Origin of the sequence: Pseudomonas fluorescens (genome assembly GCF_000967965.1) — a bacterium.
Lineage (GTDB): Bacteria > Pseudomonadota > Gammaproteobacteria > Pseudomonadales > Pseudomonadaceae > Aquipseudomonas > Aquipseudomonas grandcourensis.
On sequence record NZ_LACC01000012.1, the window covers coordinates 325768 to 349256 of the forward strand.

The following is a 23489-nucleotide window of genomic DNA, read 5'->3' on the forward strand; positions in this document are numbered from 1 at the left end:
ATTGAATGCTTACAGCAAATCGTACTGCTTGAGTTTCTTGCGCAGCGTGCCCCGGTTCAGCCCGAGCATCTCACTGGCCTTGGTCTGGTTGCCCTTGACGTAATTCATTACGCACTCGAGCAGGGGGGCCTCGACTTCGGAGAGCACCAGGTTGTACACATCCGTGACGGCAGCGCCCTCAAGGTGGGCGAAATAATTGTGCAGCGCCTTCTCGACACTCCCGCGAAGGGTCTGGCCTTCTTCGCTTGGCGTATTGAGGTGCTGTTTCAAATTCACGTTGTCGCTCACGGGTGTTGTTCCACTCACTAAAGTCTCGGTCATCATCGTCATGCGGCCACCCACTCTCCGTCCCCTGTCAGGCTCTTGTAACGCTCGGCGAAAAACGCCCGAACGTTGGCGCATTGTGTATCCGTACCATCCAAACGATTGAAGTGGGCGCGAAACTCCCTGGCGCCCGGCAGGGTTGCGAGATACCAGCCCACATGCTTTCGAGCAATGCGCACGCCCATGACATCGCCATAGAAGGCGTGCAGGGCGGCCAGATGCTCTAGCAGAATGCGTTCCACCTCGATCAGTTCCAACGCCGGGAGTTTCTCGCCGGTACGCAGGAAATGGTCGATCTCGCGAAAAATCCATGGCCGCCCCTGGGCAGCCCGGCCAATCAACAGGCCATCGGCACCGGTCGCGTCGAGCACGTACCGGGCTTTTTCCGGCGAATCGATATCGCCATTGGCGAAGACCGGGATCGACACTGCCTGCTTGATCGCGGCAATGGTGTCGTACTCGGCTTCACCGGTGTACAGGTCGGCACGGGTGCGGCCATGCACCGCCAGCGCCGTAATGCCTGCCTGCTCGGCGATCTTCGCCACCGTCAGGCCATTCTTGTTGTCCCGGTCCCAACCGGTCCGGATCTTCAGGGTAACCGGCACATCGACCGCAGCCACGACGGCCTGCAGGATCTCGGTTACCAGGAGTTCATCCTTCAACAGTGCGGAACCGGCAGCCTTGTTGCAGACTTTTTTTGCCGGACAGCCCATGTTGATATCAATGATCTGCGCACCCATTTCAACGTTGGCACGGGCGGCGTCCGCCAGCATCTGCGCGTCCCCACCGGCGATCTGTACCGAGCGTGGCTCGGGATCACCTTCGTGGATCATGCGCATGCGCGACTTGCGGGTGTTCCACAAACTCATGTCGCTGGTGACCATTTCCGAGACGACCAGTCCCGCACCCAAGCGCTTGCACAGCTGACGAAAGGGCTGGTCGGTGACTCCCGCCATGGGGGCGAGAATCAAGCTGTTATGTAATGTGTATGGGCCGATGCGTACCGCCGACATAGGACTTCCCTGTTGTGGGGCCGGATCATGAGAGTTCGAAAAAGGGTTGGCATGATACCCGCTCTCGATGACTGGATAAAGGCTGAATTGAACAAATTCTGAACAGTTATTCTGTTATTACCCGTGGTTTGGTTCGCCCGGGGCAGTCAGAAAGCCGGCGTTAATCCGGGAACAATGAAGCGTTTCACTCCGGAGAGTGAAAGCTCAGACTGTAGTTCACGGCCTTGGCACCTGGGTCGAGAATGTCCAGGGCGATGTGGATCGGCGTTTGCGGAGGCATCTCCGCCATGCCTTCGAGATCGCCATTGAGGTATTCGCCAGGCTTGAAGCGACGACTGGCGATCAGATGGCCATTGAGGTCGGCGAAGCGCAGTTCCAGCAGCGGGAAGGGCTGGGAGAAGGGCGCGCGGTTATAGATGATCGCATCGACCACCAGGGCGCCATTGAACTCGGGATGGCTGCGCACCACCAGGTTGCTGCTCTTGATTTTCGCGATGTCGACTTTGGAGGGCACGATGCAGCCGATTTGCGGGCACAGTTGCTGGAACCACGGGCGATATTGATCCTGTCGCGCCAGTTCGTCGAAATGGTAGGCGATGTACTGGCCGGCGAGGGCGCCAGCGGCAATCAGCACCAGTAGCAGCCACAACAACCGTCGGCCCCAGGGCGAGCGGCGTTTTTGCCAGTCCAGTTGCAGCGGATCGTCGGTCAGGTCTTGCAGCACTTCGGCACGCACGCCCGGCTCGCTGCGTTCGCGTCGCTTGCGCAGCGGTTCGATCGAGGGCAGGTTGTCGTCGATTTCGCTCTCGTCGGCGGCCGACAGGCGTTCGCGGTTCAGCGGCGCATCGAGAGGGTCGTGCAGTCGCAAATGGGGTGGCTGCGGTTCGTCGTCGAGATCAACCGGTTCCAGGGACAGCGAAGGTTCGGTGCGCGAGGCTTTGCTCGGTTCGACCATCGGCTCTGGCGTTTCAAGGCTGTCGAGCGGTTCGTCGAGTTGCGCGCGATCGGCCGCCGACTCACTGAACAGGCTGTCGGACCACGGCTCCTCGTCGTCATGCTCGTTGCTGTCGCGACGGGCACTCAGCGAGTCCTCGCGATGGCGGCCGAGTTCGGTAGTCGGCTGGATTTCCCGCTGTTCGAGCCGGGCGAGTTCTTCGTCGAGGTCGAGGCTGTCCAGGTCCAGTTCAGTCGCGCTCCATTGCTTTTGGCTGATGGCGCGCGGCGCTGATGACTCAGGGGGTTCCTCAGGCTGCACAGGCGGGAGCGGCATCGCGACCGGTGCTTCCTTGCCGGCCTGCTCAAGCAGCTGCCTGGCGGCATTGAACACCTGCAGGCAGGAGCCGCAACGAACTACCCCGCGAGCCACGCTCAATTGGGCATGGCTAACGCGGAAGCTGGTTTGGCAATGCGGGCACTGGGTGACGAAGCTGTCGGTCATGCGGCGATCCGGATTATGCAGGCAATCATTCTAGCGCCGACGGCCAGTGATGCGCACCCAGCCATCGCGATTGGCGATCGGATCCAGATCGAAGTCCTTGGCGTAGGCGGCAGCGACTTCGTCACCCTGTTCGGCGAGGATGCCCGACAGCGCCAGGCGACCGCCCGACTTGACCAGGCCGGACAGCTGTGGCGCCAGGGACACCAGAGGGCCGGCAAGAATGTTGGCCACCAGCACGTCGGCCTGCACCTGCGGCAGGTCTTCCGGCAAATACAATGGGAACAGTTCATCGGCGATACCGTTGCGCCCGGCGTTGTCGCGGGAGGCTTCCAGCGCCTGCACGTCGATATCGGTGCCCACGGCCTCTTTGGCGCCCAGCAACAGGGCGGCGATCGCCAGAATCCCCGAGCCGCAGCCGAAGTCCAGCACGTTGCAGTCTTTCAGGTCCTGACCGTCGAGCCATTCCAGGCACAGTGCGGTGGTCGGGTGGGTGCCGGTGCCGAACGCCAGGCCCGGATCCAGCAGCAGGTTCACCGCGTCAGGTTCTGGTGCGGCGTGCCAGCTCGGCACGATCCACAGGCGCTGGCCGAATTGCATTGGCTGGAAACCATCCATCCAGCTGCGCTCCCAGTCCTGGTCTTCGATCACTTCGCTGTGGTGCTCGGGCAGCGGGCTGCCGGTCAGCAGTTCCAGATGGGCCAGTACCGGGCCTGGCTCGGTGCCGCCTTCGAACAGGGCCAGCAGGTGCGTGTGGGACCACAGCGGCGTGGTGTTGAGTTCCGGCTCGAAGATCGGCTGATCTTCGGCGTCCATGAAGGTCACCGACACGGCGCCCACTTCAAGGAAAGCGTCTTCATAGGTTTCGGCTTGTTCTGGGCTGATGGCGAGACGTACTTGCAGCCAAGGCATGGCGGGCACCTTTGAAAAATATTGATTGCAGCCTGGTGGGCTGCGAGAAGGACGCAAGTTTACGCGAGCGCGGGGCAGATGACGACCGGGTTGGTAGAGTTCAGGTGTGAACGAAAGACCTGTGGCGAGGGAGCTTGCTCCCGCTGGAGCGCGAAGCGGTCCCAAAACGGCAGGCACGGTTCTGTCTGGTCTGGCCCGGCTTGATGGTTTTGCGGTTGCTGTGCAACCGAGCGGGAGCAAGCTCCCTCGCCACAGAGATACGGTGCGCAGTAATGTCCAGATACAACAAAGCCGCCCGAAGGCGGCTTTGTCGATGGGGTCGAAGCTTAGTGCTTCTCGCCAGCCAGCTTGTGCTCGAGGTAGTGAATGTTCACGCCCCCTTTGCAGAAGCCTTCATCGCGGGTCAGGTCGCGGTGCAGCGGGATGTTGGTCTTGATCCCGTCGACCACGATCTCGTCCAGCGCATTGCGCATGCGCGCCATGGCTTCGTCGCGAGTTGCGCCGTAGGTGATCAGCTTGCCGATCAACGAATCGTAGTTCGGCGGAACGGCATAACCACTGTACAGGTGCGAGTCGACGCGAACGCCGTTGCCGCCTGGGGCGTGGAAATGCTTGACCGTGCCCGGGCTCGGCATGAAGGTTTTCGGGTCTTCGGCGTTGATCCGGCATTCCAGCGCGTGACCGCGGATGACCACGTCATCCTGGGTGAACGACAGCTTGTTGCCGGCGGCGATGCTGAGCATCTCCTTGACGATGTCGATGCCGGTGACCATTTCCGAAACCGGGTGCTCTACCTGGACACGAGTGTTCATCTCGATGAAGTAGAAGTGACCGTTTTCGTACAGGAACTCGAAAGTGCCTGCGCCACGGTAACCGATATCGATGCAAGCCTTGACGCAGCGTGCGAGTACTTCCTCACGTGCGTTCTCGTCGATGCCCGGTGCCGGCGCTTCTTCGAGAACCTTCTGGTGACGACGTTGCAGCGAGCAGTCGCGGTCGCCCAGATGGATAGCGTGGCCCTGGCCATCGGAAAGTACCTGAACTTCCACGTGGCGTGGGTTGGTCAGGAATTTTTCCAGATAGACCATCGGGTTGCCGAACGCCGCGCCAGCTTCGGAGCGGGTCAGTTTGGCCGAGGAAATCAGGTCTTCTTCTTTATGCACAACGCGCATGCCGCGACCACCGCCGCCGCCAGCGGCCTTGATGATCACCGGGTAACCGACTTCGCGACCAATGCGCAGAGCGGTTTCTTCGTCTTCCGGCAGCGGGCCGTCAGAGCCCGGAACAGTCGGAACGCCGGCGGCGATCATGGCGTGCTTGGCCGATACCTTGTCGCCCATCAGGCGAATGGTTTCGGCTTTCGGGCCAATGAACGCGAAGCCGGAGTTCTCGACCTGTTCGGCGAAGTCGGCGTTTTCCGCAAGGAAGCCGTAGCCCGGGTGAATGGCGGTGGCGCCAGTCACTTCGGCCGCAGCAATGATTGCCGGAATGTGCAGGTAGGAGTGGGCGGCCGATGCCGGACCGATGCAGACGGATTCGTCTGCCAGGCCCAGGTGCATCAGTTCCTTGTCAGCCTTGGAGTAAACGGCGACGGTCTTGATGCCCATCTCTTTGCAGGCGCGCAGGATCCGCAGGGCGATCTCACCGCGGTTGGCGATCAGAACTTTTTCCAACTTCGCAGTCATCAAAGGCTCTCCGCGGTTCAAACGATGGTGAACAGCGGTTGGTCGTACTCAACCGGCTGGCCGTCTTCGACGAGGATGGATTCGATCACACCGCTGGTTTCAGCTTCGATGTGGTTCATCATCTTCATGGCTTCAACGATGCACAGGGTGTCGCCTTTCTTCACGGTCTGGCCGACTTCCACGAAGGACGGCGAGCTTGGCGAAGACTTGCGATAGAAAGTACCGACCATCGGCGAACGGGCAACGGTGCCGTTCAGTGCTGGCGCGGCGGCAGCAGCAGGTGCAGCAGCAGCCGGAGCGGCGGCAGCGACAGGCGCGGCAACCGGAGCATGCATTGGAGCTGGCGCGTAGTACTGCTGAGCCGGGGTCTTGCTATGACGGCTGATGCGTACGGACTCTTCGCCTTCCTTGATCTCGAGCTCGTCGATGCCGGACTCTTCCAGCAATTCGATCAGTTTCTTAACTTTACGGATATCCATGAATCATCAACTCCCAAGGGTCGGTCAGGGGCGGTTAACTTGTTGTTCAAGCTGTTCCAGGGCGGCCTCCAGGGCCAGTCGATAACCGCTGGCGCCAAGGCCGCAGATCACTCCCACCGCTACGTCGGAGAAGTAAGAGTGATGGCGGAAAGGTTCGCGTTTGTGCACGTTAGACAAATGCACTTCGATGAATGGGATGCTCACCGCCAGCAGCGCGTCACGTAATGCGACACTTGTATGTGTAAAAGCTGCTGGGTTGATCAAAATGAAGTCCACGCCTTCGCTGCGGGCAGCGTGGATGCGGTCGATCAATTCGTACTCGGCGTTGCTTTGCAGGTGCAGCAAATGGTGACCGGCTTCGCGGGCACGGCGTTCCAGGTCCTGGTTGATCTGCGCCAGCGTCGTGGCGCCGTAGGTGCCCGGTTCACGAGTGCCGAGCAGGTTCAGGTTGGGTCCGTGCAGAACGAGTAGCGTCGCCATCGGCGGTTCCTATGTTATCTGTGAGCAATTGTCAGAACCCGGCGACTATGCCGCAAAGCCTTTATGACTGTCCAGTTCTCTGCAATAGCCAGCACGATGACCGATGTTTGCGCGAAATATATGACTGCTTGATTAAATATGGTCATTCGCCCTGGTTACACGTTCGGCGAAGTCTTTGGCGTTGATCTCGCCGATCACCCTCACTTCGGCGCGTTCGACACCGTCCTTGCCGAAAAACATCAGCGCCGGAGGACCGAACAACTGGTAGCGGTCGAGCAGGGCGCGTTGCTCGGCGTTGCTGGCGGTGATGTCGAAGCGGATCAGCCGGTAGCCCTTGAGGCGTTCGATGACGACAGGGTCGTCCAGCACCTCATGCTCGATGACTTTGCAACTGATGCACCAGTCGGCGTACCAGTCGAGCAGCAGCGGTGTGCCGGATGAGCGTGCGTCGGCGAGTGCGCGGTCCAGATCGGCCGGCGTGCTCACGGTTTGCCAGGTGCTGGTGTTTGGCGCGGGGCCGCTGTTGGCAACGATACGGGGCTGGCCGATCGGGTTGAACGGGTCGGTCTGGCCGCTGAAGGCGCCGTACCAGCAGGCCAGCGCGTAAAACAGCAGGAACATGCCGAGCAATTGGCCCAGGCGTTTGCGCGGTGGTTTATAGACGAACTCCAGCGCCCCCATGAACAAGCCGACACCGCCGGCCAGCAAGCCGATCAGCAACAAGGTGACCTGACCCGGCAGAACGCGGCTGAGCAGGCCGACGGCCAACCCGAGCAACAACACACCAATCGCGTTTTTCACGTACACCAGCCACGGACCGCTTTTCGGCAGCCAGGCTGCGCCACCGGTGGCCACCAGCAACAGCGGTGCGCCCATGCCGAGGCCGAGCATGAACAGTTTCAAACCGCCGCCCAGCGCATCGCCACTGGCGCTGATGTACAGCAGCGCCCCGGCCAATGGCGCCGAAACGCAGGGTGAAACCAGCAAGCTGGAGACCACGCCCAACACCGCGGCGCCCCACAGTGACCCGCCTTCGGTGCGGCCGGCGATGCGGTCCAGGCGACTGCTGATGGCATGCGGCAACTTGAGTTCGAAGACGCCGAACATCGCCAAGGCAAACACGGCGAAAAACATCGCGAACGGCACCAGCACCCAGGCCGATTGCAGTCGCGCCTGTAGATTGAGCTGGGCACCGAACAGGCCCATCAGGGCTCCGAGCAGGGCAAAGCAGGCGGCCATCGGCAGCACATAGGCCAGCGACAGATTGAAACCGCGCCAGCCACCGACCTGACCGCGCAGCACCACGCCGGACAGGATCGGCAGCATAGGCAGCACGCATGGCGTGAACGTCAGGCCCAGGCCCGCGAGGAAGAACAACGCCAGTTCGCGCCAGTTCCATGGATAAGCCGTCGCCGGAGCGCCGCTACCGTCGATGCCGTCGATGCTCAGGCGCTCGGTTTCCGGCGGATAGCACAGGCCTTTGTCGGCGCATCCCTGATAGGTCACGGCCAGGGTGAACGCGCGTTGGTCGGTGCGCGGCAACTCGACGTCGAGAATGCCGTGGTAGACCTCGACATCGCCGAAGTATTCATCGTGCTTTTTCTGGCCGTCAGGCAGTTTCGCCGCGCCGAGGACAACATCGGCCGGATCGGCGCGAAATTGAAAGCGGTGGCGGTAGAGGTAATAACCTTCGGTGGCGACGAAACGCAGCTTGATCGATTGCGGTGTGCTGTCTACCAGGCTCAGCTGGAAAGCTTCGCGCACCGGCAGGAAGTCGGCGCTGTTGTTGATCGAGCCCAGGCTTGAGCTGGGTCGGTTTTCCAGCAAGCCAGTGGCGCTGGCCGGCAGGGCGAACACTAAAAATAGCAGGCAAAGCAAACGGCGCATGACGATCTCGCGTATCGGAATTGGGGGGATGATAGCGGACGGCAGTGCAGTGTGCAGAGCCAAGGATGTGTGGTGATTGATCTGACGTCATCGCGGGCAAGCCCGCTCCCACAAGTATTGATGGTGCTCACAAGATCTGTGAACACTCCCTACCCTGTGGGAGCGGGCTTGCCCGCGATAGCGGTGGATCAGACGCGAAAGGCTTGAACGGCGGTGTGCAGTCGCCCACCCAGCACCAGCAAGTTCTCCCCTTGCTCACGCCCTTCGCCAATGCGCAGCAGGTTATCCCCACCCAACTGGTGAATCCTCTCGCTGTGGTCACGGATTTCGCTGACAGCGCCGCTTTGCTGGGCGGTGACATCGGCGATACGTACCGCCGTGTCGGAAATTGTCCGGATCGCCCCGACGATTTTATCCAGCGCACCATCGGCTGCCTGTGCCTGGCTGGCCGTGGCTTCGGCGTGTTCGACCTGGGCGCGCATGCCTTCCACCGATTGCCGAGCCGCGGTTTGCAGCCCTGCGATCAGCGTCTGGATTTCTGCCGTGGCCCCGGCGGTACGTTGCGCCAGTGAGCGCACCTCTTCGGCCACCACTGCAAAGCCTCGGCCCATTTCCCCGGCCCGGGCCGCCTCGATGGCGGCGTTCAAGGCCAGCAGGTTGGTTTGGTCGGCAATCGATCGGATCACCGTCAACACGCCGCCGATGGTGGCCGACTCTTCGGCCAGGTGTTCGATCATTTGCGCATTGCCTTGCACTTCATCCACCAGCGCATGCAGGCCGGTGAGGCTCAGGCCGATGACTTTCTGTCCGTGCTCCACGGCCAGGCCGGCGTGGCGGCTGGCGTCGGCGGCCTGGCTGGCGTCGCCGGCGACTTGTTGAATGGTCGCTTCCAGTTCGCTGAGGGAGTCGCGGATCAGTGCCGTGTCGCCGGCCTGATGCTCGGCGCCTTCATGCAGGTCGTTGCTCAGGTCGGCCAGGGTGCGGCTGCTGCCGGCCACCTGCTCGGCATTGCGGCGAATGGTCCCCACCAGGTCCACCAGATAGGCGCGCAAGCGGTTGAGCGAGGCTTCAATGTCATGCAATTCGCGGTTGGTGTTGCCCAGTTGAATGTCGCGACTGAAGTCGCCTTCGGCCCAGGTCGAGAGGGCCGGGGCGAGGTTGGTCAGGGTCCGCGCCAGTTTGCGCTGCAGGGTGTCGATCAGCAGGGCGATCAACAGAATCAAGCCGATCATCACGCCTTGCATCAGCCGCACTTCACTCTGGATCTGCCCGTGCTGGGCGCGCACTACCGGTTCCAGCCCGGCAATGGCCTGTTGCACGTCGGCGATTTTCAGGTGGGTCGCCGCGCTGAGGTCGGCGCGTTTGCGGATCTGATCGCGAGTGCGCGAGAGCTCGGCCGGGTAGCGGGTGAGCAGGCTGTTGAACTCGCGCTTGAGGCCGACGCCGGCATCTTCGGCAACGGCTTTTTCCTTTGTCTCAAGGCCCATCATCGAGGCGAAATCATCGGTGATCGATTCGCTGCTGGTGGTTACGCCCAGCAAAGGCAGGGCGTCGAGTTTCTCTGCCTGGGTGCGGATGTTGGCCACTTCGCGTTCGACATCGGCGGCCAGTTCACTGCGGCCGCTGCTGACCAGTTTGTCCCGGGCCAGGGACAATTTCCCCAAATGTTGCGATGCCGTGAGCAGCGGCGTCAGGTAGGCCGCATTGCCACTGGCGTACTGGCTGAGCTGATCGAGACTGGCCCCCAGCTCGCGCTCGGCCTGTAGCAGCAAGGCCTGCGGATCGCCCGCCAGTTTGCCGGCGGCCAGCAGGTCGGTTTTGCTGAATTCTTCAAGGGTCGACAGGCTGGGGCGCAATGTCTCGGCCAGGGCCGGCGGCAATTCGTCGAGTTCTTTTTTCAGGCTGTCGATGCCTTGGGCGGCACTGCTCAAGCGTAGCGCGTCGCCGCTGCCCAGGTAATCCTCGACGCTGCGGGCGACGTCATTCTGAAACTGCTGCGACAGGCCCAGGTAGCGCTCCATTAATAGATACGGACGCTCGAGGGCTTTTTGGGACCACCACAGCGTAGCGCCGAGGGCCACGCACACGGCCACCAGAAGGAGGGTATTGAGATTGGTCAGCAGCTTCAGGCGCATTACGGACTACCAACGGCAGAAATGGTAAGTGCCTGAAGTTATTGCGTTTCTGTTACAGGGTTATGACCGTATCGGTCGATTCCGATAAAAAAGTGGCACTTTGCTTTGACGTCCGCGCAGCCTGGACGCGATTGCGTCCGCCGTGTTTGGCGCGATACAGCGCTTCGTCCGCCTGGCTGGCCATCATCAGGCTGTCGGAGCTTTCGCAAAGCTCAACCACTCCGGCGCTGAAGGTGCACCACAGATCCTCGGGTTGCGCAGGATAGTGAATCTCGGCAAAGCGCTGACGGATTTCATTGAGCACGTTGTAGGCCGCGTCGATATCGGTGTCCGGCATGACGATGGCGAATTCCTCACCACCGTAGCGGCCGATGAAGTCGGTTTTGCGCAGGCGTTGCTTGAGAAACAGCGCCAGGCTCTTGATCACCCGGTCGCCCATGGGGTGGCCGTGGCTGTCATTGACCCGTTTGAAGTGGTCGATGTCGAGCATGGCAAAGCTCAGCGGCTTGCTTTCGCGGCGGGCGCGGAACGAGCAGTCTTCGAGCAATTGCAGAATGTGCGTGTGGTTGTACAGCCCAGTGAGGCTGTCGCGGACCATCCGTGCCTTGAGGTTGCGTGCTCGCGCTGCGCGGTTGCGCACGGTGGTGATCAGGTGTCGGGGCTTGATCGGTTTGGTCAGGAAGTCATCGCCGCCTTCGCTCATGGCGTCGAGTTGCTTGTCCAGGTCGTCTTCGGCCGACAAGTAAATGATCGGTACGCTGACGTAACGGTCGTTATGGCGAATCACCTTGGCCAGTTCCGTACCGGTGCAGGCCGGCATGTACATGTCGAGGATGATCAGGTCCGGCTGGAAGTCCGCCAGTTCGGCCATGGCCTGGATCGGCTCGATCAAGGTCCGGGTGACGATCCCGGCGCTGTTGAGCAGGCGCTCGGTATGCAGGGCCTGCGCGCGGGAGTCGTCGATGATCAGCACTTTATAAGGCTCGTACTGGGCGACGCAGGTCAGGACTTCGATCTTCTCCAGCAGGCTCGACGCTTCGAGGGTGCCGGTAAGGAACTCCTGGCCACCGGCACGCACGGCGGCCAGGCGGGTCGGGGTATCGGTTTCGTGCAGGCTGAAGAACAGCAGCGGCAGCTGATGATCGAGGCCTTCCTGGGCTTCGGCAGCCAGCTTCAGGCCGACGCCGGTGCCACTGAAATCCACGTCCATGACAATCGCGGCCGGCAGGCGCTCGACCATCGATGAGCGAAACGCATCTACGCTGTCCAGGGACTGGGCGCTGAGGCCGAAGAACTCCAGCTGCTTAGCCAGACGCTCGGCACGGTCGTGATCCTGCAGCATCACGTAGATGGGCTTGCGCAGCGGTGGCAGGAAGGTTTGATCGAGTTGGTCGCCATGGCGCAGGCCAGTGCGTGACAGGCGCTGCATCAAGCGATTGAGGTCGGTGATCAGGCCGCTGCTCAGGCGTCCACGATTGGCGTCGACCGCCTCCAGGGACTGACCGATGTGGCGTGCCAGTTGCGTGTGTTCCGGTTGTTCGAAACGCTCGGCGAAACGCAGCAGGCGCAGATTGGCCTCGCTCAGTTCCGAAAGGTCGGCGGTGGACCACTCACTGCGTTGCAGGCGCTGCCATATCTCAAGAATCTGACGAGCCTGATGAATTACCCGCTGGGCAAAGTGGTGCTTGAGGCGCTCGCGGCTGGGGTCTTCTGGCTCGGTCATATCCTGACTACTAGTTAGGGTGCACACTGAGGTCGAGTGGTGGCTCTATGCTAGCACCACTTTTCCATTGCATGAGTGCTGTACGTCAATAATCTGCAATGTGACTTCATTCAGTTTGTGACTGAACGGTCTTGTTCGAGCCTTTCTAGTCGCGGTTTACAGGGGGCGAAGTGCTTGAATCAGGGCACTTGGCGGGTATGAGGTGGAAATGGGCAAGTGGCTGACAACCGGCCATTCATGATTTTTTGCCGGTGCTGATCGGCACGTTTTTTTGGGTTTCAGGGGGTCGGGGATTCCCTTAGCCTGGCAATCCAAACCATTAGGGGTGGATTTCGATGGCCGCGGCGTCGTCGGGTGCACAGGCACTCGTTTGATTCGCAAGCCCGGTAATTTTCCGCATCGGTGCGATGGCGGGTGCCGGGCCAAGGCACGTTGTTGTATGGTTGTGGTCGAACCGTTGAACTCAAGAGCTTGAAAGGATATCGCCATGCTGGACTGGAAGAACCGCACAGACAGTGCGCCTGAACGTGCCGCTGAACCGAAGTCGGAGACCCGCAGTTATCTGGGCGGTCTGTTGTTCAGCCGGGCGCTGGCCACTCTGCTGGGCATCTACCTGTTGGTGGCGAGTGTCCTGGGCTGGTACTGGAGCCAGGAGCCGGCGCTGTTCCCGGTCCAGCAAACCGCTCAACTGGCGGCCGAGAAAGAAGGCAAGCAGATGGTTGTCGGCTACACCACGGTGGAAACCCTCAAGACCGTCGCTGGCACCTTGTTGACCAAGCCGGGCGGCTATATCTCCAACGACCGATTCCCGCCAGGCCTGTGGATGGACAACATGCCGAGCTGGGAATATGGCGTGCTGGTGCAGGTCCGCGACCTGAGCCGCGCACTGCGTAAAGACTTCGCCCGTTCGCAGTCGCAGTCCGCCGAAGATGCCGACCTGGCCAAGGCCGAGCCGCGTTTCAACTTCGACAACAAGAGCTGGGTGCTGCCGTCCAGTGAGTCCGAGTACCAGGAAGGCATCAATTCCCTGAGCCGCTATCAGGCGCGCCTGTCCGATCCGAACCAGAAGAGCGCGTTGTTCTATGCCCGCGCCGACAACCTGAACAACTGGCTGGGTGACGTCGGCACCCGTCTCGGCTCGCTGTCGCAACGGCTGTCGGCCAGTGTCGGCCGGGTCAAGCTCAACACTGCGCTGAAGACCGAGGTGGTGACGCCGGGTGTGGCGCCGCAAGTCGATGAGGAAATCGTCGAAACTCCATGGCTGCAGATCGACAACGTGTTCTACGAGGCTCGCGGCCAGGCCTGGGCCTTGTCGCACTTGCTGCGCGCCATCGAAGTCGATTTCGCCGATGTGCTGGCCAAGAAGAACGCCACGGTCAGCGTGCGCCAGATCATTCGTGAACTGGAAGCGTCGCAGGAGCCGGTGTGGAGCCCGATGATCCTCAACGGCAGCGGCTTCGGCGTACTGGCGAACCACTCGTTGGTCATGGCCAACTACATTTCCCGGGCCAACGCCGCGGTGATCGATTTGCGTCAATTGCTCAATCAGGGCTGAGTCATGGTCGATAATGCAAGGGAGGCTGCGCATCGTGCGGCCTCCGATGCCGAACAGATCGCCTGGGTCGACGAGCAGGACAACCTGCTCGGCGCCCTGGTCCGTTCCGATTTGCGCGAGCGCGGGCTGATCGGGCGCGGCACCTACATTATGTTGTTCAACTCCGCTGGCGAACTGTGCGTGCACCGGCGCACCCTGAGCAAGGCGATCTATCCCGGTTACTGGGACGTGGCGGCGGGGGGCATGGTGCTCGCCAGTGAAACCTACGCCGAGTCGGCGGCAAGGGAGCTGGAGGAAGAACTGGGCGTGAGTGGCGTGGAGCTGACCGCCCATGACCACTTTTTCTTCGAGGACACCGGCAATCGCCTGTGGTGTTCGGCGTTCTCGGCGGTGTGGGACGGCCCGTTGATCCTGCAACCGGAAGAGGTGCTCGAAGCGCGCTTTATCCCCATCGATCAGGTCATGCTGGAAATCGAGCAAAAGCCTTATTGCCCGGACTCTCTGGCCGCGTTGAAGCGCTATTTGCGCTCACGCCGGATCGACGTCGCAAAACAGCTATAAATTGGCGCCGATTGGCTCTTAGCAATCGGCGTTTTTGCCGTTACACTGCGCGACCTTTTTAAACTGAACCGGCGCTCCTTTTTGTAGGGCATCCGGTTCAGTAGCGCTGCCCCTGCCTGAGTGGGGCTTCGCGGTCGATAGCCTTCCCAAGTGCTGCGACCAGTCTTTGTCCTCCGAAGAGGATTGCCGGTGGCCAAAAAAGCCGCATCCTTCGCCGCCCTGGGCGGCCTGGTATTTTCCACCGACGCAGGTCGTCATTGCCCGGAATGCAGTAAACCGGTGGACGCCTGCATCTGCAAACAGACCGTTATCCCGGCCGGCGACGGCATCGCTCGCGTGCGTCGCGAAAGCAAGGGCCGTGGCGGCAAGACGGTGACCACCATCACCGGCGTGCCATTGGCTGAAGACGCGCTCAAGGACCTGGCCACGACGTTGAAGAAACGTTGCGGTACCGGTGGGGCGCTGAAAGACGGTGTCATCGAAATCCAGGGTGATCATGTCGAGCTACTCTTGGCAGAACTGATCAAGCTCGGTTTCAAGGCGAAGAAGTCCGGCGGCTAGCAGCCTCTGTGAAAACCACCCTCGGCTTGATCCGGTCCTGATGACATTCAGGTCCGGCATCGTCTACATGGTTTTCACAGAGCCTGTTCATGACCGGTTTCTAAACTCACTGCGGTCGGCGGGGTCTATTGCCTCGTTGACGAACCGTCATTTTCATTCTTTAGACTGCGCCGGCCTGAACCCAGGCGACGCACTATGACTTCTTTATAGGGGACTTCGATGTCCGTACGACGCACACGCAAAGACGATGGCAGCCAATGGACAGTTGCGGACAGCCGCAGTGTTTACGGGATTCGCCATTGGGGGGCCGGGTATTTCGCGATCAATGACGCCGGTCGCGTCGAAGTTCGTCCGAACGGTCCGAGCAGCTCGCCTATCGACCTGTACGAGCAAGTCGACCAGCTGCGCAAAAGCGGCCTGTCCTTGCCGTTGCTGGTCCGTTTCCCGGACATCCTGCAAGACCGCGTGCGTCAGCTGACCGGCGCGTTCGATTCGAACATCGAGCGCCTGGAATACCAGAGCAAGTACACCGCGCTGTACCCGATCAAGGTGAACCAGCAGGAAGCGGTGATCGAGAACATCATCGCCACCCAGAACGTTTCCATCGGCCTGGAAGCCGGGTCCAAGCCTGAACTGCTGGCAGTGCTGGCACTGGCGCCGAAGGGCGGCACCATCGTCTGCAACGGCTACAAGGACCGCGAATTCATTCGCCTGGCGTTGATGGGCCAGAAGCTCGGTCACAACGTGTTCATCGTGATCGAGAAAGAATCCGAAGTCGGCCTGGTGATCGAAGAAGCCAACTCGCTCAAGGTCAAGCCTCAGGTCGGCCTGCGCGTGCGCCTGTCATCCCTGGCCTCGAGCAAGTGGGCGGACACCGGCGGCGAGAAATCCAAGTTCGGCCTGTCGGCGGCGCAACTGCTGTCGGTGGTCGAGCGTTTCCGCGCAGCCGGCCTGGACCAGGGCATTCGCCTACTGCACTTCCACATGGGTTCGCAGATCGCCAACCTGGCGGACTACCAGCACGGTTTCAAGGAAGCGATCCGTTACTACGGCGAGTTGCGCAACCTCGGCCTGCCGGTGGACCACATCGACGTCGGCGGTGGCCTGGGCGTGGACTACGACGGCACACACTCGCGTAACGCCAGTTCGATCAACTACGACATGGACGACTACGCGGGCGTCGTGGTCGGGATGCTCAAGGAGTTCTGCGATGCGCAGAGCCTGCCGCACCCGAACATCTTCTCCGAAAGCGGCCGCTCCCTGACCGCGCACCACGCCATGCTGGTGATCCAGGTGACCGACGTCGAGAAACACAACGACGACGTGCCGCAGATCGAGAACAAGGAAGCGCTGCCGGAAACCGTGCAGTGGCTGGTGGACCTGCTGGGTCCGACCGACATCGAGATGGTCACCGAAACCTACTGGCGCGCCACGCACTACATGAGTGATATTGCCTCCCAGTACGCCGACGGCAAGCTGACCCTGGCCGAGAAAGCCTTGGCCGAGCAGTGCTACTTCGCCGTGTGCCGTCGCCTGCACAATTCGTTGAAGGCCCGCCAGCGTTCCCACCGTCAGGTGCTGGACGAACTCAACGACAAGCTGGCCGACAAGTACATCTGCAACTTCTCGGTGTTCCAGAGCCTGCCGGACACCTGGGCCATCGACCAGGTCCTGCCGATCATCCCGCTGCACCGTCTCGACGAAGAGCCGCTGCGTCGTGCGGTACTGCAAGACCTGACCTGTGACTCCGACGGCAAGATCAACCAGTACGTCGACGAGCAGAGCATCGAGACCAGCTTGCCGGTGCACGCGCTGAACGCAGGTGAAGACTACTTGCTGGGTGTGTTCCTGGTCGGTGCCTACCAGGAAATTCTTGGCGACATGCACAACCTGTTCGGTGATACCGACTCGGTGAACATCTACCAGAACGCCGACGGCAGCGTGTACCACGCCGGTATCGAAACCCACGACACCATCGAAGACATGCTGCGCTACGTGCACTTGTCGCCGGAAGAACTGATGACTCACTACCGCGACAAGTGCGCCAATGCCCGTATCAGCGCAACCGAGCGCACGCAGTTCCTCGATGCCTTGCGTCTGGGGCTGACCCGTTCGTCTTACCTGTCTTCTTGAGGTAAGGCGCCGCACACATCAGGTTGTCTGAAAAATTTCCGTTCGCTGCGGAAATTTCAGATGACCTGGTGCGGCAATTCTCCTGTTCCAGGCGAAATTTCCAGCATCTTCGACAACTCAGCGCATTTGGTCCTCTTTTCGCGTAGGTTATTTCCTAATTTGTATTTCGGCACTCTACTCGGCCATGTCTCTCAGCGAGAATCCCCGGCCGCCCCTCCTGTAGAGAAACGCCGATGTTCAATCCAGTCAGCGAACCTTCATTTCGTCTGGATGTAGCAGGTCTGCCCGATTCCTTAGAGGTTCTGGCCTTTACCGGCAGAGAAGCCATCAGCGAGCCGTTCGCGTTCGACCTGGAACTGCTGATCGAAGACCCGGTGCTTGACCTTGCCAGTTTGCTGTACCGCCCGGCCTCGTTGCATTTCGGACCAGCCGGAAGCCGCGTGCATGGACAATTGCATGAGCTCGTCCAGCACGACCACGCCAGCGGACCCAGACTCTGCCAGGTGCGACTGGGGCCAAGGCTGGCTTGTCTGGCCCAGCGCTTCAGCCAACGAATCTTCAGTGCCCGCTCAGTGCCGCAAATCCTCGACCAGGTGCTCAAGGAGCACGGCATTACCGGCAAGGATCGACGTCTGGAGCTAAGCGGCGAATACCTGCCCCGGGATTTTTGCACGCAATATCGAGAGTCAGACCTGCAATTTCTCCAGCGACTGTGCGCCCAGGAAGGGCTTCACTACCACTTCGAACACCGGGCCCGCGGGCACTGTGTGGTGTTTGGGGATGACCGGCAGCATTTTCCAACCGGCGAACCTGCGGTCGTGCGCAGCGGAGGCGATCGGCCGGCGGTGCGGCAGTTCGAACGTCAGTGCAGCGGTGGGACAGCGGTGCAGAGCGCCGAATGCCGGACGGACCTGGCGACCTTGCGCAGCGGTCGGCTGATGCCGCTGTCCGGTCATCCGGTTGCCGATTGCAATCGGCTCTGGCTGCTGACACGCGTTGAGCATTGGGGCAGCCAGGATACGATGAAGCCTTACCACAATCAGGCCCGTGCCCTGCACTGGCCGGCACCCATCGAGCCGCCCTGTGCGACGGTCAAACCAAGGATGCATGGCCCGCAACGGGCGTGGGTCGTCGAGGTCGATGAGCCAGGCCCCGACCCGGCAAGGCCGGTACCGGTGCAATTCGACTGGCTTTATCAAGGCGAAGGGGCTGCGCCTAGTCATTGCTGGCTGCCCCTGGCCAGGCAGTTGCAGGCCTCGACGCTCTCGCCATTGCGGGAAGGGACTGAGCTGGTCGTGAGTTTTGTCGAGGGCGATCCCGATCAACCGCAGATAACCGGGTTGCTGCATGCACCGGCAATGATCGAGGATACACCCCAGCCCACCTGCGCCCATGAAGAGGGCCTGGAACAATGGTTGCGCTCGGGGGAGCCATTGCTGATGTTGTGCCTGCTACCCGGTGGCGGCAGCTTCAACCATTGCGCACAGGCTTTGTGCACCTGTCGTCTGGCGACGCAGCTTGGCCAGAGCTCTGGAGCATGATCGCCACACGCACGCCTGAGGTACCCCCGCAATGGCTGTTGCTGGATGTGCCGGGCACGCCACAGGCGGGTGTCAATCTTCGGCAGATGTTTGCCCAGACCCGATGGTTCGGGTTGTTCGACGGCACGGAGTGGCATGCTCTGCACGAACAGGGGCCGGTCCTGGTCGATCTGCGCACCTGCCCGGCACTGGCCGATTTATGCATCGTTGACGGACAACGCTGGCCCGGATTGCTGATGACCAGCGAGGCCGGCGCTGCGTCGTTGCTGGCACAATTGCGGCGCATGCTCACGGTCACGCTGGGCCTGCACCGGGCCCTTTTGAGTTACTACAACCCAACTACGGCCAGTTATTTTTTCGATGCCTGCGATGCCGTTGAACTGAGTCGCTGGCTAGGGCCTATCCACCAGTTACGCTGGTTCGGCGGCAGTTGGGCCGACCGTGCGATGGGATGTGAGGGCTGGCAGCGCTTGTCCAACCCGGGGTTGGCGGTCAGAACGTTGGCAGTCGAGGAAAGCCTCAGCGCCGGGCAGCAGGGAAAATTGCAAACCTGCCTGCTGGAACAGCATGCCTGGCGTTGGAACCGATCCACCGGTGTCGACTTTCCCCGTCTGTGGACCTATGTGGAGGAAGGGCTGGCGCTGGGTTTCAGCGAGCGCCCGGTGCTTGATGGCTGGATATGGCTACGCCTGCAGTATCCCGACGCCGTGCCCGTGCAGCCGCTGCCGGGTGGGACTCAACAGGAGCGACTCGATAGCCTGCGTCGCCTGTGGCAGAACGATCGACCCTGGACATGAGGTCGAATATTGTCGGGGCTACGCCCGTTCAGTGAGTGCTACCGACGAACCAGCCATCGTTGCGGCGCAGGCGCCAGGCGATCACACCGAGGGTCAGACTGCGCAGCAGCATGAACAACAGAAAGGTTATCCACAGGCCATGGTTGCCCCCGCCTTGCAGTACCCAGCCGAAGGGCAGCACCAGTGCCACGGTCAGCAGCATGCCGTTGCGCATTTCCCGGGCGCGGGTGGCGCCGATGAACAGGCCGTCGAGCAGGTAACTCCAGACGGCAATCAGCGGCAGTACGGCGAGATAGGGCAGGTAGATGAACGCGGTGTCACGCACACTCTGAATGTCGGTCTGCATCTCGATGAACAGATGCCCGGCGAACAGAAACAGCGCGGCAAAGCCCAGGCTTGCCAGCAACGACCAGCCACCGGCCACCACCAATGAACGGCGCAGGGCATCGCGGTCACGGGCGCCAAGGGCATGTCCGCACAGGGCTTCGACGGCGTGGGCCAGGCCATCGAGGGCGTGGGCGGTCAGCAGCAGGCCATTGAGCAAAAGAGCGTTGGCCGCAACCGTGGCATCGCCCAGCCGTGCGCCTTGCACCGTGATCAGGAAGAACACCGATTGCAGCGCCAGGCTGCGGATGAAGATGTCGCGGTTGACCGCCAGCAGTGGCCGCCAACTCTGCCACAGCGCCAATGCTGCCCAAGCGATATGCCCGGGGTAGGCGCGCAGGGCTTTGCGGGTCATCAGCAAGCCGATCAGTGCACCGGTCCATTCGGCAATCACCGAGGCCCTGGCTGCACCGACGACGCCCCATTCCAGGCCGAGGACGAACCACAGGTTCAGGGCAATGTTGACCAGATTGGTGCTCAGCAAAATCGCCAGGGGCGCCCGGGCATTCTGGGTGCCGAGAAACCAGCCGACCAGTGCATAGCTGGCGAGCGCCGCTGGCAGGCCGAACAGGCGGGTGTGGAAGAACTCGCGGGTCAGTTGATCGAGCTCAGCGGACGGTTGCATGAAGTGCAATGCGACCCCACTCAATGGCACGCCCACCGCCCCCAACACCACAGCCAGGCCCATGGCGAGCAGTAGGCCTTGCAACAGAATCTGCCGCAAGGCCGCGCCATCCCCGCGCCCCGCTGCCTGGGCGGCGAACCCGGTGGAGCCCATGCGCAGAAAGCCCATGGCCCAGGCAAGGAAGGTGTACAGGCTGGCCCCGACCGCTACGGCGCCGAGTTGATGGGCGTGGGGCAGGTGACCGATGACGGTGCTGTCGACCAATGCCACCAGCGGTACGGAAATGTTCGAAAGAATCATCGGCGCAGCGAGTGCCCAGACCCGGCGATGGGTAGGGCGGTCGCGCCAGTCGGCGGTCAGGTTGGACATGCAGGCTCCTTGGGAGCAGGCATTGTAGCGGTGAAAACGGATTGGCTAAGTGAGCTCAATCCATAAAACACCAGAGATCCAATGTGGTGTCAGTGGATGATCCAGCTGAGTAACCAAAGCCCCAGCACCAACCAGATGAAACCCATGATGAACGACGCATTGAGAAAGGCGCGGATCGCCGACCACAGCAGGACCAGCCCGAGGATCAAGGTCACGATACTGATGACCGAGGTATCCATGCCCAGCGCCTGGGACAGGCCTTCGACAAAGTTGCTGCTGGCGTTGCCCAACAGATTGAACAGCCCGCTGAGGCCATCAACGATGAAACGGATGATCGAGCCGAGTACCTGGCCGAGCCATTCGGAAAAACCTTCTACCTGCATGGAATGAACGTCCTGATTAAAGAGAATTGAGTCTTGGGCTATTGATCACGCTGCCGAGTTCCCACAAGCATAGAGGGTTGCACACAGAGCATGCATCTTCTGCCCCTTGCCTTCACCTGTGATCCCCCCGAAGCTATACGCCTTCAGGAGAGCCCGATGAACCTTGTTGAACTGACCGAACGCCTGCACGCCATCCGTGACCGCAATGACTGGCGGCAATTTCACAGCCCGAAAAACCTGGCCATGGCCGCGAGCGTGGAAATGTCCGAGCTGGTGGAAATTTTCCAGTGGCTGTCCGAAGACCAGTCCCGCCAGTTGCCGGCGGAAAAACTCGCCCACGCCGGGCAGGAAGTCGGTGACATCGTGCTTTATCTGTTGCTGTTGTGCAGCGAGCTGGGCCTGGACATGGAAGCAGTAGTGCGCAGCAAACTGGCGGACAGCGAACGGAGGTTCAGCTGATGAGCGACCGTCATTTCGATCAACTGGCGACCCGTTTCGCCGAAAAAATCTACGGCGGTGCCAAAGGCGCGATCCGTCTGGCGGTGTTGCAGGCCGATCTGACCGAAATCCTGCCCGACCGGCCGCTGCGCGTGCTGGACATCGGCGCCGGCCTTGGCCACATGTCGTTGTGGCTGGCCCAGCGCGGCCATCAGGTGACTCTCGCCGAGCCTGCCGAGCCGATGCTCGAAGGCGCCCGCCAGCGCTTTGCCGAAGCCGGGCAGAACGCCACGTTCATTCAGGCACCGTGGCAGGAGCTGCTGGGGCAGCTCACCGAGCCCTACGACCTGGTGCTGTGCCACGCCGTGCTGGAATGGCTGGCCGACCCCCACGCCATCCTGCCGGTGTTGCATCAACTGACCAAGGCGGACGGCTGGCTGTCCCTGGCGTTCTACAACCGCGATGCGCTGATTTATCGCAACTTGCTCAAGGGCCATTTCCGCAAGATGCGCAAGAACGACATGGCCGGCGAAAAGCAGAGCCTGACCCCGCAACAGCCCCTTGATCCGCGCGAGCTGGCGACGCAACTTGAAGGTCTGTGGCAGGTCGAAACCATGAGTGGCGTGCGGGTTTTTCACGATTACATGCCAGTGGAGTTCCAGGCTCGCGTCGAGCTGGCAGACCTGCTGGAAATGGAGCTGGCCCACCGTCGTCATCCGAGCTTTGCCGGGCTTGGGCGTTATTTGCACTGGATCTGTCGGCCTGTCTGATCGGAGCACGCAATGAAAAGTCATTCAGGTGTACTGGTGTTCTGCCTGGGGCTGGCTGCCTGTCAGGGCAGCAACCCCTATGTCGCCACGTCCAACCCTTTGCCACCAGCGCCGCCCCAGGCCGCCAAGACCTTTGACCGCAGCGCTTACCCGGCAGCGCCGCGTGACTATGGGCGCTACCGCAGTTGGGCCTGGCTCGACGGGCATCTGCCACCGGGCACCGCCTGGGCCGACTCGGCGCAGATCGCCGAAGCGGTCAGCAATGCGCTGGATCAACGCGGCTTGCGCCCGCTGCACGACAATCGCCCGGCCGACCTGTTTGTCAGCGCCGACCTGCGGATGGAAACCCGCTTGCGTCAGGTTCAGGACGATTATTACGGCGGCGGTTATGGTGGCTACAACGGCTACGGCCCTGGATATGGCGGGTACGCCACCGTACCGGTCGTTCGTACCTATCAGGAGCAAGTCGTAGTGGTTCAGGTGGATATGTATGACGCCAAGAGCGGCCAGCCGGTGTGGAGCGCCAGCGCTGAAACGGGCAACCGGGGCAGCGAAAGCGAGCGGGCCGATGCCATACGGAAGGCTGTGGAAAAGGCAATGTCGGCGTATCCTCCTAGTTAGCTTCTTGTAGATAAGAAGCATTCCACAGGATCATGTCTTCAACCGGAGAATCATCATGTTCCGCCGTTTTGTTTTACTGGCAGTGGCCGCGCTGCTCAGTGCCTGTGCGGCCAACCAGGTCAATCATGACTTCGACGCCAGCCGCGACTTTGCTGCCTATCGCAGCTGGACCTGGAAAGAACCCGCCCTGCAATACCGTCCCGACGATCCACGGATCAAGAGCGACCTGACCGAACAGCGCATCCGTCAGGCGGTCGCCGATCAACTGGATCAGCGCGGTTTGCGCCCGGCCGCCGCAGGCGCCAAGGGCGATCTGAATGTGCAGACCTACCTGGTTGTCGAAGAGCGGCAACAACAGGTGACCACCAATTACGGCGGCGGCTGGGGTAACCCGTGGTATGGCTACTACGGCGCCCCCATGTATAACGAAACCCGCAGCGTCAGTTACAAAGTGGCGACCATCCAGATCGACCTGCTCGATGGCAAGGACGGCAAACTGGTGTGGCGCGGCAGTGACGAACAGATACTCAGCCGCACGCCAAACCCGACGGATCGTCACGATGCCATCTGGGAAACGGTCACGCGGATATTGGCCAACTATCCACCGCACGCCTCCTAGAATCAGCCAGTCTCTCAACCCCTGTGCCCCCACAGGGGTTTTTTATTGGTGCGCCAGGC

The 23489-nt window shown here is 61.3% G+C and carries 22 protein-coding genes; 10 read left to right on the forward strand and 12 right to left on the reverse strand.

What is annotated here, in order from left to right; translation table 11 throughout:
* Nucleotides 1–9 precede the first annotated feature (9 nt).
* From fis to gcbA, 10 genes are all read right to left on the reverse strand, one after another.
* Entirely contained in the window at nucleotides 10–330 is a 321-nt protein-coding gene (gene fis, locus VC35_RS11105; RefSeq protein ID WP_015093301.1) for a DNA-binding transcriptional regulator Fis, read from the reverse strand.
* Nucleotides 327–1337: a tRNA dihydrouridine synthase DusB gene (dusB, locus tag VC35_RS11110; RefSeq protein ID WP_046039959.1), complete on the reverse strand. Its 1011-nt coding sequence runs from the start codon at nucleotides 1335–1337 to the stop codon at nucleotides 327–329. The genes fis and dusB overlap by 4 nt, the downstream gene beginning before the upstream one ends.
* A gap of 184 nt (nucleotides 1338–1521) precedes the next feature.
* A complete protein-coding gene (locus VC35_RS11115; protein WP_046039960.1) occupies nucleotides 1522–2775 on the reverse strand; it encodes a DUF3426 domain-containing protein in 1254 nt (417 codons plus the stop codon).
* Nucleotides 2776–2805: 30 nt separating this feature from the next.
* Entirely contained in the window at nucleotides 2806–3684 is an 879-nt protein-coding gene (prmA, locus tag VC35_RS11120; RefSeq protein ID WP_046039961.1) for a 50S ribosomal protein L11 methyltransferase, read from the reverse strand.
* 326 nt (nucleotides 3685–4010) lie between these two features.
* Complete coding sequence (gene accC / locus VC35_RS11125; RefSeq protein WP_046039962.1) at nucleotides 4011–5369, reverse strand: acetyl-CoA carboxylase biotin carboxylase subunit; 1359 nt, start codon at nucleotides 5367–5369, stop codon at nucleotides 4011–4013.
* A 17-nt stretch (nucleotides 5370–5386) separates the two neighbouring features.
* Complete coding sequence (accB, locus tag VC35_RS11130; protein ID WP_046039963.1) at nucleotides 5387–5848, reverse strand: acetyl-CoA carboxylase biotin carboxyl carrier protein; 462 nt, start codon at nucleotides 5846–5848, stop codon at nucleotides 5387–5389.
* 24 nt (nucleotides 5849–5872) lie between these two features.
* Complete coding sequence (aroQ, locus tag VC35_RS11135; RefSeq protein WP_007971361.1) at nucleotides 5873–6328, reverse strand: type II 3-dehydroquinate dehydratase; 456 nt, start codon at nucleotides 6326–6328, stop codon at nucleotides 5873–5875.
* 132 nt (nucleotides 6329–6460) lie between these two features.
* The gene (locus VC35_RS11140) at nucleotides 6461–8215 is read right to left on the reverse strand and encodes a protein-disulfide reductase DsbD (protein WP_046039964.1); all 1755 of its coding nucleotides are present in this window, start codon (nucleotides 8213–8215) and stop codon (nucleotides 6461–6463) included.
* Nucleotides 8216–8403: 188 nt separating this feature from the next.
* A complete protein-coding gene (locus tag VC35_RS11145) occupies nucleotides 8404–10350 on the reverse strand; it encodes a methyl-accepting chemotaxis protein (protein ID WP_046039965.1) in 1947 nt (648 codons plus the stop codon).
* 52 nt (nucleotides 10351–10402) lie between these two features.
* Nucleotides 10403–12073, reverse strand: a complete 1671-nt coding sequence (gcbA, locus tag VC35_RS11150; protein ID WP_046039966.1) for a diguanylate cyclase GcbA — start codon at nucleotides 12071–12073, stop codon at nucleotides 10403–10405.
* A 487-nt stretch (nucleotides 12074–12560) separates the two neighbouring features.
* Between gcbA and VC35_RS11155 the strand changes: the two genes are divergently transcribed.
* The 6 genes from VC35_RS11155 to VC35_RS11180 all read left to right on the forward strand — a co-directional run bounded on the left by VC35_RS11155 (nucleotide 12561) and on the right by VC35_RS11180 (nucleotide 19221).
* Nucleotides 12561–13628 (forward strand): DUF2333 family protein, encoded by a 1068-nt coding sequence (locus VC35_RS11155; protein ID WP_046039967.1) that lies wholly within the window; start codon nucleotides 12561–12563, stop codon nucleotides 13626–13628.
* 3 nt (nucleotides 13629–13631) lie between these two features.
* Nucleotides 13632–14189 (forward strand): NUDIX hydrolase, encoded by a 558-nt coding sequence (locus VC35_RS11160; protein ID WP_046039968.1) that lies wholly within the window; start codon nucleotides 13632–13634, stop codon nucleotides 14187–14189.
* A 189-nt stretch (nucleotides 14190–14378) separates the two neighbouring features.
* Nucleotides 14379–14750: a translation initiation factor Sui1 gene (locus VC35_RS11165; RefSeq protein ID WP_008053936.1), complete on the forward strand. Its 372-nt coding sequence runs from the start codon at nucleotides 14379–14381 to the stop codon at nucleotides 14748–14750.
* A gap of 219 nt (nucleotides 14751–14969) precedes the next feature.
* The gene (speA, locus tag VC35_RS11170; protein ID WP_046039969.1) at nucleotides 14970–16883 is read left to right on the forward strand and encodes an arginine decarboxylase; all 1914 of its coding nucleotides are present in this window, start codon (nucleotides 14970–14972) and stop codon (nucleotides 16881–16883) included.
* Between the two features lie 233 nt (nucleotides 16884–17116).
* Complete coding sequence (locus VC35_RS11175) at nucleotides 17117–18424, forward strand: type VI secretion system Vgr family protein (RefSeq protein ID WP_046039970.1); 1308 nt, start codon at nucleotides 17117–17119, stop codon at nucleotides 18422–18424.
* Complete coding sequence (locus tag VC35_RS11180) at nucleotides 18421–19221, forward strand: DUF4123 domain-containing protein (protein WP_046039971.1); 801 nt, start codon at nucleotides 18421–18423, stop codon at nucleotides 19219–19221. The genes VC35_RS11175 and VC35_RS11180 overlap by 4 nt, the downstream gene beginning before the upstream one ends.
* A 28-nt stretch (nucleotides 19222–19249) precedes the next feature.
* Here VC35_RS11180 and VC35_RS11185 read toward each other — a convergent pair whose 3' ends face one another.
* Both VC35_RS11185 and VC35_RS11190 read right to left on the reverse strand, forming a co-directional pair.
* Nucleotides 19250–20599 (reverse strand): MATE family efflux transporter, encoded by a 1350-nt coding sequence (locus tag VC35_RS11185; RefSeq protein WP_046039972.1) that lies wholly within the window; start codon nucleotides 20597–20599, stop codon nucleotides 19250–19252.
* An 89-nt stretch (nucleotides 20600–20688) separates the two neighbouring features.
* Nucleotides 20689–20982, reverse strand: coding sequence for a hypothetical protein (locus tag VC35_RS11190; protein ID WP_046039973.1), 294 nt, complete (start codon nucleotides 20980–20982; stop codon nucleotides 20689–20691).
* Between the two features lie 156 nt (nucleotides 20983–21138).
* On the opposite strand from VC35_RS11190, the gene VC35_RS11195 reads away from it, so the two are divergent.
* The 4 genes from VC35_RS11195 to VC35_RS11210 are packed head-to-tail and all read left to right on the forward strand — an operon-like array spanning nucleotide 21139 to nucleotide 23430.
* A complete protein-coding gene (locus tag VC35_RS11195) occupies nucleotides 21139–21441 on the forward strand; it encodes a MazG-like family protein (RefSeq protein ID WP_046039974.1) in 303 nt (100 codons plus the stop codon).
* Nucleotides 21441–22190 (forward strand): methyltransferase domain-containing protein, encoded by a 750-nt coding sequence (locus VC35_RS11200; RefSeq protein ID WP_046039975.1) that lies wholly within the window; start codon nucleotides 21441–21443, stop codon nucleotides 22188–22190. Before VC35_RS11195 ends, VC35_RS11200 begins: the two co-directional genes overlap by 1 nt.
* Nucleotides 22191–22202: 12 nt before the next feature.
* The gene (locus tag VC35_RS11205; protein ID WP_046039978.1) at nucleotides 22203–22811 is read left to right on the forward strand and encodes a DUF4136 domain-containing protein; all 609 of its coding nucleotides are present in this window, start codon (nucleotides 22203–22205) and stop codon (nucleotides 22809–22811) included.
* Nucleotides 22812–22866: 55 nt separating this feature from the next.
* Complete coding sequence (locus VC35_RS11210) at nucleotides 22867–23430, forward strand: DUF4136 domain-containing protein (protein WP_046039980.1); 564 nt, start codon at nucleotides 22867–22869, stop codon at nucleotides 23428–23430.
* The last annotated feature ends 59 nt before the right edge of the window (nucleotides 23431–23489 follow it).

Excerpts from the sequence above, each read along its gene's own strand:
- fis (WP_015093301.1), bottom strand. The coding sequence starts at position 330 with ATGACGATGATGACCGAGACTTTAGTGAGTGGAACAACACCCGTGAGC.
- dusB (WP_046039959.1), bottom strand. The coding sequence starts at position 1,337 with ATGTCGGCGGTACGCATCGGCCCATACACATTACATAACAGCTTGATT.
- VC35_RS11115 (WP_046039960.1), bottom strand. The coding sequence starts at position 2,775 with ATGACCGACAGCTTCGTCACCCAGTGCCCGCATTGCCAAACCAGCTTC.
- prmA (WP_046039961.1), bottom strand. The coding sequence starts at position 3,684 with ATGCCTTGGCTGCAAGTACGTCTCGCCATCAGCCCAGAACAAGCCGAA.
- accC (WP_046039962.1), bottom strand. The coding sequence starts at position 5,369 with ATGACTGCGAAGTTGGAAAAAGTTCTGATCGCCAACCGCGGTGAGATC.
- accB (WP_046039963.1), bottom strand. The coding sequence starts at position 5,848 with ATGGATATCCGTAAAGTTAAGAAACTGATCGAATTGCTGGAAGAGTCC.
- aroQ (WP_007971361.1), bottom strand. The coding sequence starts at position 6,328 with ATGGCGACGCTACTCGTTCTGCACGGACCCAACCTGAACCTGCTCGGC.
- VC35_RS11140 (WP_046039964.1), bottom strand. The coding sequence starts at position 8,215 with ATGCGCCGTTTGCTTTGCCTGCTATTTTTAGTGTTCGCCCTGCCGGCC.
- VC35_RS11145 (WP_046039965.1), bottom strand. The coding sequence starts at position 10,350 with ATGCGCCTGAAGCTGCTGACCAATCTCAATACCCTCCTTCTGGTGGCC.
- gcbA (WP_046039966.1), bottom strand. The coding sequence starts at position 12,073 with ATGACCGAGCCAGAAGACCCCAGCCGCGAGCGCCTCAAGCACCACTTT.
- VC35_RS11155 (WP_046039967.1), top strand. The coding sequence starts at position 12,561 with ATGCTGGACTGGAAGAACCGCACAGACAGTGCGCCTGAACGTGCCGCT.
- VC35_RS11160 (WP_046039968.1), top strand. The coding sequence starts at position 13,632 with ATGGTCGATAATGCAAGGGAGGCTGCGCATCGTGCGGCCTCCGATGCC.
- speA (WP_046039969.1), top strand. The coding sequence starts at position 14,970 with ATGTCCGTACGACGCACACGCAAAGACGATGGCAGCCAATGGACAGTT.
- VC35_RS11175 (WP_046039970.1), top strand. The coding sequence starts at position 17,117 with ATGTTCAATCCAGTCAGCGAACCTTCATTTCGTCTGGATGTAGCAGGT.
- VC35_RS11180 (WP_046039971.1), top strand. The coding sequence starts at position 18,421 with ATGATCGCCACACGCACGCCTGAGGTACCCCCGCAATGGCTGTTGCTG.
- VC35_RS11185 (WP_046039972.1), bottom strand. The coding sequence starts at position 20,599 with ATGTCCAACCTGACCGCCGACTGGCGCGACCGCCCTACCCATCGCCGG.
- VC35_RS11190 (WP_046039973.1), bottom strand. The coding sequence starts at position 20,982 with ATGCAGGTAGAAGGTTTTTCCGAATGGCTCGGCCAGGTACTCGGCTCG.
- VC35_RS11195 (WP_046039974.1), top strand. The coding sequence starts at position 21,139 with ATGAACCTTGTTGAACTGACCGAACGCCTGCACGCCATCCGTGACCGC.
- VC35_RS11200 (WP_046039975.1), top strand. The coding sequence starts at position 21,441 with ATGAGCGACCGTCATTTCGATCAACTGGCGACCCGTTTCGCCGAAAAA.
- VC35_RS11205 (WP_046039978.1), top strand. The coding sequence starts at position 22,203 with ATGAAAAGTCATTCAGGTGTACTGGTGTTCTGCCTGGGGCTGGCTGCC.
- VC35_RS11210 (WP_046039980.1), top strand. The coding sequence starts at position 22,867 with ATGTTCCGCCGTTTTGTTTTACTGGCAGTGGCCGCGCTGCTCAGTGCC.